Raw genomic sequence first — 6799 nt, forward strand, 5'->3', positions numbered from 1 at the left:
TAAGCTCCTTACTGGATCTGCGGCGACCCGCGCATTGGTTTTGAGTTGTCAGACACGCTCAAACACGGGACGTCAGCAACGAAGACAGCGGCCGGAACGGTTGCAGCCACGCCCCCTTCTCAGGCAGCGAATCGAGGCCGATTCGCGGCAGCGGCTCCCGGAAAACACCCGCGATGTCCTCCAGATCAACGAACTCAAAGGTATCCGACGCTAGCGCCCAACTCGCATGTTCGCGAAATCCGAGCACCTGAACGGGTACCCCGCCGCGGGAGATTTCCTCAAGCGGCTGGCGAAAAGCCTGGCCATCGGCGGACGCCACCACCAGCGCTGCCAAGCCGTCGGCGCTCCGTTGCGCGATGTGGTCCAGCATGTCGCTGTCGACATCACTGTCTTCGTCGAGTTTCGGTTTGGCGAAGACGGCAAACCCCACATTACGCAGCGCATCCACCCACGGCCGGACCACGTCGGCGCTGCCCGGCGCGATATTCGTGAACACGGTGGCCTCGGGTTCGGCTGAGACATCCTGTCGATTGGCTGCGACCTCGGCGGTGCGGGCCAGCAACCAGCGGCCAAGCGCGTCGAAGCGTGGGCGTTCCAAGGCGGTGGGCCTTCGACCCAGGATGGATCCCAGGCCCATGTCCAGGTTCGGCGCGTCCCACACCAGCAGTACGCGGTGAACGGCTGATCCGCCGTCAGGCATCGACTCACTGGACAGGGCCACCGGTGCGGTGACCGGTGGGGTCGGTTCCACGGTCGTTTCGTCGGTCAGGCTCATGGTCGGTTTCTTTCGGAGCGGCTCTCCCACAGGAATTCGGAGACGGCGCTGCCGGAGTGCTGCGCCTTGTCCTCGTATTTGGTAGTCGGGCGTACGACCGAGATCGCCAGGTCCCCGCGGGCCTCTCCGACCCGCGCCAGGCGGGGTTCGGCGTCGCCGACCTCGGCGATCTGCTCGGCATAGCCGGGATGGTCGGTGGCCGCGTGCAGCACACCGCCGGGACGGAGCCGGTCAGCGATCAGGGCAACAGTGGCCGGCTGGAGCAGTCGGCGCTTGTGGTGGCGGGCCTTGGGCCACGGATCGGGAAAGAACACCCGGACGCCACTCAGCGAGCCCGGCGGGATCAGGTTTTCCAGCACGTCGACGGCATCGCCGCGGATCAACCGGATATTGGTGACGCCTTCCCGGTCGATGGCGGAGAGTAGCTGCGCCAGCCCGCGGCGGTAAACCTCGACGGCGATGACATCGACGTCTGGCTCCAATTGCGCCATCGCCAGCGTCGAAGTTCCTGTGCCGCAGCCGATTTCGAGTACGAGCGGAGCATCGCGGCCGAACCAGGCGCGGGTATCCAGCGGCTGGTCCGGCGTATCGGGGCTGTGCTGCGGCGCCGCCATCATCCCGAGTTCGGGCCACAACCGCTCCCAGGTCCGCTGCTGAGCGGCCGACAACGCCGACCGGCGCGACCGGAAGCTGGTGGTCCGGCGATACCCACCAGCAGAGCGCGCAGGCAGGGTGTCTTGCGGTGTCGGCGGTGTGGCCGCTTCCACCGGGGGCTGCGCACGCATCCGTTCATCGTTACCCATCAATCGACGATGTTGCCTCCCGCGGCCCAGATTGATACCCAACAGTTGCCTTCGACTGGTAGCGAGTGGCTCGCATCCGGGCGCCACAGATGTCACCATTCCAGCGGCAGACCCGGCGCGCCGCCAAGCACCGCTCGGCGACAATGGGGCGGTGCCGGAGGAACATCGGGATTCGGCGGGTACGGGTCTAGCAGGCGAAACACATGATCGGATAGGGGCACCAGATTTTCGTCGATGAGCTCAAGCGGTTTGCCACCGAGGTCGCTGACTCGCGCTGTGCCGCGATCGCCAATCGGCTCGACGCGCCGCTGCGGGTAGCTGTATCCGGACGTCGCGGCGTCGGCCGCAACATTGTCGCGCACGCGCTTGCGCGCGCAGCGGACTTGCGGGGGACAATCACGGTGACTCGAACCCCGGCCGGGTCAGCGGAAGCCGACGTCGACGTCTACGTCGTCGCCGAAGTGGTCAAACCCGAGGATCACGACGCGATCACCGCGGCTGGTCGGCCGGTCTTGGCGGTGCTGAACAAGGCGGATCTTATCGCCACCACCCAACCGGGCGTGCACCCCTACGGGCCTACCATCGCGGCGAGAACCCGCTGCGCGCGACTTTCCGCGCACACCGGTCTGCCGATCCAGCCGATGGTGGGACTGCTCGCGGTCGCGGCCCTCGACGATGTAATGGACGACACGCTGTGGGCTGCGCTGCAGCTGCTGGCCACCCGATCCGTCGGGCACTTGGCGGCAGAGCTGCGGCAGCGGCTGCTCGACACCCTCGACACTTTCGGCGTCGAGCAGGCCGTGGCCGCGATCCGGCGTGGCGCGACCCGGGACCGGACTCGCACCGTGTTGCGCCAGCTGAGCTGCATTGACGAGGTCGTCGACCAGATCGAATCGCTCGGCGCGCAGGTGCACTACCGACGCGTGCTGGACGCCGTCGCCGAATTGGAGACGTTGGCCGTCACCGACGCGCGAGTCGGCAAGTTCCTGGCTCGCGACGACACGGTAGTCGCTCGGATGGCCGTCGCCGTTGACGTCGTCGAGGCAGCCGGCCTGAACGTCGATCGGTGCGACAGCGCCGCGGCGTATCTGCGCCGCGCTCGAGGCTGGCAACGCTACCGCCGTGGACCCGTCGCAGGCTTGCACCGCGCCTGTAGCGCCGACATCGTCAGGGGTTCGCTCCGGCTATGGTCGAAGGTCGGGAGTTCAACGTGACCGACCAGGCGAGCGACGATCCAGTCGCCACAGAAGACGCAGTAGACGCAATGGTGGCGGCGATCGGGCCGCGGCTAGGTGCGCCGATCACGCAGCGCCGCGACGTGGTCCTGGTGACCGGGCCGTGGCTGGCCGGGGTCAGCGGCGTGGTCGCCGCGCTGAGCGAACGACTGCCCGAGCACACCTTCATCGAGTCGACCGATCTGGCGGCCGGCGAGGCGCCGACGGCGGTGGTGTTCGTCGTGTCGGCGGCGGCCGCATTGACCGAGTCCGACTGCGCGCTGCTTGATGCCGCGACCGCCGATACCGACGCGGTGATCGGTGTGGTGTCGAAGATCGACGTGCATCGCACCTGGCGTGATGTCCTGGCCGCCGACCGCGAGGTGCTGGCGGCGCACGCGCCGCGCTACCGTCACGTGCCCTGGGCAGGCGCGGCTGCCCTGCCCGAAGGCGGTGAACCACGCGTCGACGATCTCATCGCCGCGGTACGTCAACAGCTCGCCGACACCGATCTTGCGCGACGAAACAGGTTGCGGGCCTGGGAATCCCGATTGCAGACCGTCGCCGACCGGTACAATCGGGACGCCGACGGCGCGGGACGGCGAGCGCGGGTCGAGGCTTTACGCAAGCAGCGCAGCGGACTCCTGCGGCAGCGACGGCTGTCGAAGTCCGAGCGCACGATCGCGTTGCGCAGCCAGACCCAGCAGGCTCGCGTTCAGTTGTCGTACTTCGCCCGCAACCGTTGTGCGTCGGTGCGCTCCGAGCTGCAAGAGGACGCGGGGAGTCTGACCCGGCGCCAACTGCCGGCCTTCGAGGCCTACGCCCGCGGCCGCATCCAAGAGGTGGTCGCCGAGGTGGACGAGGGCACCGCGACACATCTCGCGGACGTCGGGAAAAGCCTGGGCTTGGCGATTGACCCGCTGGCACCCGCCGCACTGTCGGAGATCGAAATTCCGGCTCTGCAGCTGAAGTCGCGGCGACTGGAGACCCGGCTGATGATGCTGGTGGGCGCCGGTTTCGGGCTAGGTGTGGCGTTGACGCTGAGCCGGTTGCTGGCCGACCTGGCTCCGGGGCTCACCGTGGCCGGAGCCGTCGCATGCGCGGCGATCGGGCTTGGGCTGACCGTCTGGGTGGTCGGAACCAGGGGCCTGCTGCGCGATCGCGCGTTGCTCGACCGTTGGGCCGGTGATGCGACGTCATCACTGCGGTCCGCACTCGAGCAGCTGGTCGCGACTCGGGTGCTTGGTGCCGAGTCGTCGTTGACCACTGCCCTGAGCGAGCAGGACGAGGTCGAGAGCGCGCGGGTCACCGAGCAGGTCGGTGTCATTGACACCGAGCTGCGCGAGCACGCCGTCGTCGGGGCGCGGGCCGCCGCACTGCGAGGCCGGGAGATGCCGACGCTGCAGGCCGCGCTCGAAGCGGTGCGGGCCGAGCTCGGCGAGCCTGCGACGCCCGGCGACGATGCGACCCGCGGTGGGGGCACCTCCAGCTTGCGGGGGAGAACCGGGCAATCGGCAGATGTGCAGACCGAGGAAACCGGGAGCCGGACCGAGGGCCCAGAAGCCCCGAGCGAGGACGGCGGCACCTCGGCCGATGCCGGCAGCGACGAAATTGACGAAACCCAGTCGCCGAATACCGCGGATAACGTGTTCTGAATCGTTCTTGTGAGTGATCCAATACCCGCCCGACCTGCCCTTCCGATATTCCCCGCGATAACCTGTGTAAAGGGCCACCGCAAAGTCGCACGGGCGAAATGGTCCGCTCTGAGCCTTAGAGCAGCCGCCTACGCAGGAGAGTGCAGGAGATTTCGATGACTTCAGCGACCGTTCCCGGTCTGGATACCGCGCCGACTAATCACCAGGGCCTGCTGTCCTGGGTGGAGGAGGTCGCCGAGCTCACCCAGCCGGATCGGGTGGTGTTCGCTGACGGTTCCGAGGAGGAGTGGCGGCGGGTCTGCGAGCAGCTGGTGGAAGCGGGCACCTTCAAGCCGCTGAACCCGGACAAGGAGCCCAACTCCTACCTGGCGTTGTCGGACCCCTCTGACGTGGCGCGCGTCGAATCGCGGACCTTCATCTGTTCCGAGCGCGAGATAGACGCCGGTCCGACCAACAACTGGATGGAACCGAGCGAGATGCGCTCGACCATGACCGAGCTGTACCGCGGTTGCATGCGGGGCCGGACCATGTGGGTGGTGCCGTTCTGCATGGGCCCGCTCGGTGCCGACGACCCCAAGCTGGGCGTGGAGATCACCGATTCGGAATACGTCGTCGTTTCGATGCGCACCATGACCCGCATGGGCAAGGCCGCATTGGAGAAGATCGGCGATGACGGGTTCTTCGTCAAGGCATTGCATTCCGTCGGCGCTCCGTTGGAGGACGGGCAAAAAGACGTCCCGTGGCCGTGCAACGACACCAAATACATCACCCACTTCCCTGAGACCCGCGAGATCTGGAGTTACGGTTCGGGTTACGGCGGCAATGCGCTACTGGGCAAGAAGTGCTATTCGCTGCGAATCGCTTCGGCCATGGCACGCGACGAGGGCTGGCTGGCCGAGCACATGCTGATCCTCAAGCTGATTTCCCCGGAGAACAAGGCGTACTACTTCGCGGCGGCATTCCCGTCGGCGTGTGGCAAAACGAACCTGGCGATGCTGCAGCCGACGATTCCCGGCTGGCGGGCCGAAACGCTCGGCGACGACATCGCCTGGATGCGGTTCGGAAAGGACGGCCGGCTCTACGCGGTCAATCCGGAGTTCGGTTTCTTCGGGGTTGCGCCGGGGACCAACTGGAAGTCCAACCCGAACGCGATGCGTACCATCGCGCAGGGCAACACCGTCTTCACCAACGTCGCGCTGACCGACGACAACGACGTGTGGTGGGAGGGTCTGGAAGGCGAGCCGGATCACCTGATCGACTGGAAGGGCAACGACTGGATCCTTCGCGAAACGGAAACCAAAGCTGCACATCCGAATTCGCGGTACTGCACTCCGATGTCGCAGTGCCCCACGCTGGCTCCCGAGTGGGACGACCCGCAGGGCGTGCCGATCTCCGGCATCCTGTTCGGCGCCCGCCGCAAGACCACCGTGCCGCTGGTGACGCAGGCGCGGGGCTGGCAGCATGGCGTCTTCATGGGCGCCACCATGGCCAGCGAGCAGACCGCCGCCGCCGAGGGCAAGGTCGGCACCGTCCGCCGCGACCCGATGGCCATGCTGCCGTTCCTGGGCTACCACGTCGGCGACTACTTCCAGCACTGGATCGACCTGGGCAAGAACTCCGACGAGTCCAAGCTGCCGAAGGTGTTCTTCGTCAACTGGTTCCGCCGCGGCGACGGTGGCAAGTTCCTGTGGCCGGGCTTCGGCGAGAACAGCCGGGTGCTGAAGTGGATCGTGGACCGCATCGAGCACAAGGGCAGCGGCCAGGAAACCCCGATCGGCATCGTGCCTTCCGCTAACGATCTCGACCTGGACGGGCTAGACGTCGACGTCGCTGATGTGGAGAAAGCACTCGTGGTCGACGCGAGCGAATGGCGCAAGGAACTGCCGCTGATCGAGGAGTGGTTCGAATTCGTCGGCGAGAAACTGCCGACCGGCGTCAAGGACGAGTTTGAGGCGCTCAAGCAGCGACTGGCCGAAGCCGACTAGCGCGAAAAGACGCATAAGCCCCCGCACGCGCGGCGTGTCGGGGGCTTACGCGTCTTTTCGGTCGGGCAGAAGTCTCGCCCGTGCTCGGTCGATCTGCTCAAGTGCATACTGCGCGACACTCGCGTTCGTCATCTTTTCGCCGTTGTGGGCCAATGACTCATAGATGTTGTCGCCGAGCACTTCTCGAAGGTGCGCGATCGTGGCGGTGATCTCCGGAAAGGTCGCCAGTGCAAAGGCGGTGGCGGCGAATCCGACGATCGTTGCGGCGGCCTCGTACTGTCCGATCCGGTCGAAGTGTGCGGCGAGGACTCCTAGCGGGCTGACCATGTGGGCGTAGCTGCCGGTGTCGTAGAAGTTGTTGATCGCA

The 6799-nt window shown here is 66.6% G+C and carries 6 protein-coding genes and 1 pseudogene; 3 read left to right on the forward strand and 4 right to left on the reverse strand.

What is annotated here, in order from left to right:
* Positions 1-58: 58 nt before the first annotated feature.
* The 3 genes from VEI45_RS11005 to VEI45_RS26450 form a co-directional block, all read right to left on the reverse strand.
* Positions 59-775 (reverse strand): NYN domain-containing protein, encoded by a 717-nt coding sequence (locus VEI45_RS11005; protein ID WP_324853020.1) that lies wholly within the window; start codon positions 773-775, stop codon positions 59-61.
* Entirely contained in the window at positions 772-1578 is an 807-nt protein-coding gene (trmB, locus tag VEI45_RS11010) for a tRNA (guanosine(46)-N7)-methyltransferase TrmB (protein WP_414687451.1), read from the reverse strand. Before trmB ends, VEI45_RS11005 begins: the two co-directional genes overlap by 4 nt.
* 92 nt (positions 1579-1670) lie before the next feature.
* Complete coding sequence (locus VEI45_RS26450) at positions 1671-1940, reverse strand: hypothetical protein (protein WP_414687452.1); 270 nt, start codon at positions 1938-1940, stop codon at positions 1671-1673.
* A gap of 39 nt (positions 1941-1979) precedes the next feature.
* Here VEI45_RS26450 and VEI45_RS11015 point away from each other — a divergent pair, with 39 nt between their 5' ends.
* From VEI45_RS11015 to VEI45_RS11025, 3 genes are all read left to right on the forward strand, one after another.
* Complete coding sequence (locus VEI45_RS11015; protein ID WP_414687453.1) at positions 1980-2792, forward strand: hypothetical protein; 813 nt, start codon at positions 1980-1982, stop codon at positions 2790-2792.
* Positions 2789-4447, forward strand: coding sequence for a hypothetical protein (locus tag VEI45_RS11020; RefSeq protein WP_414687454.1), 1659 nt, complete (start codon positions 2789-2791; stop codon positions 4445-4447). The genes VEI45_RS11015 and VEI45_RS11020 overlap by 4 nt, the downstream gene beginning before the upstream one ends.
* Before the next feature lie 155 nt (positions 4448-4602).
* The gene (locus VEI45_RS11025; RefSeq protein ID WP_324853024.1) at positions 4603-6432 is read left to right on the forward strand and encodes a phosphoenolpyruvate carboxykinase (GTP); all 1830 of its coding nucleotides are present in this window, start codon (positions 4603-4605) and stop codon (positions 6430-6432) included.
* 45 nt (positions 6433-6477) lie between these two features.
* On the opposite strand, the pseudogene VEI45_RS11030 reads toward VEI45_RS11025, so the two are convergent.
* A pseudogene (locus VEI45_RS11030) lies at positions 6478-6799 on the reverse strand (adenylate/guanylate cyclase domain-containing protein); the annotation flags it as partial.

Origin of the sequence: Mycobacterium sp., from assembly GCF_035623875.1 — a bacterium.
Classification (GTDB): domain Bacteria; phylum Actinomycetota; class Actinomycetes; order Mycobacteriales; family Mycobacteriaceae; genus Mycobacterium.

Excerpts from the sequence above, each read along its gene's own strand:
- VEI45_RS11005 (WP_324853020.1), bottom strand. The coding sequence starts at position 775 with ATGAGCCTGACCGACGAAACGACCGTGGAACCGACCCCACCGGTCACC.
- VEI45_RS11025 (WP_324853024.1), top strand. The coding sequence starts at position 4,603 with ATGACTTCAGCGACCGTTCCCGGTCTGGATACCGCGCCGACTAATCAC.
- trmB (WP_414687451.1), bottom strand. The coding sequence starts at position 1,578 with ATGGGTAACGATGAACGGATGCGTGCGCAGCCCCCGGTGGAAGCGGCC.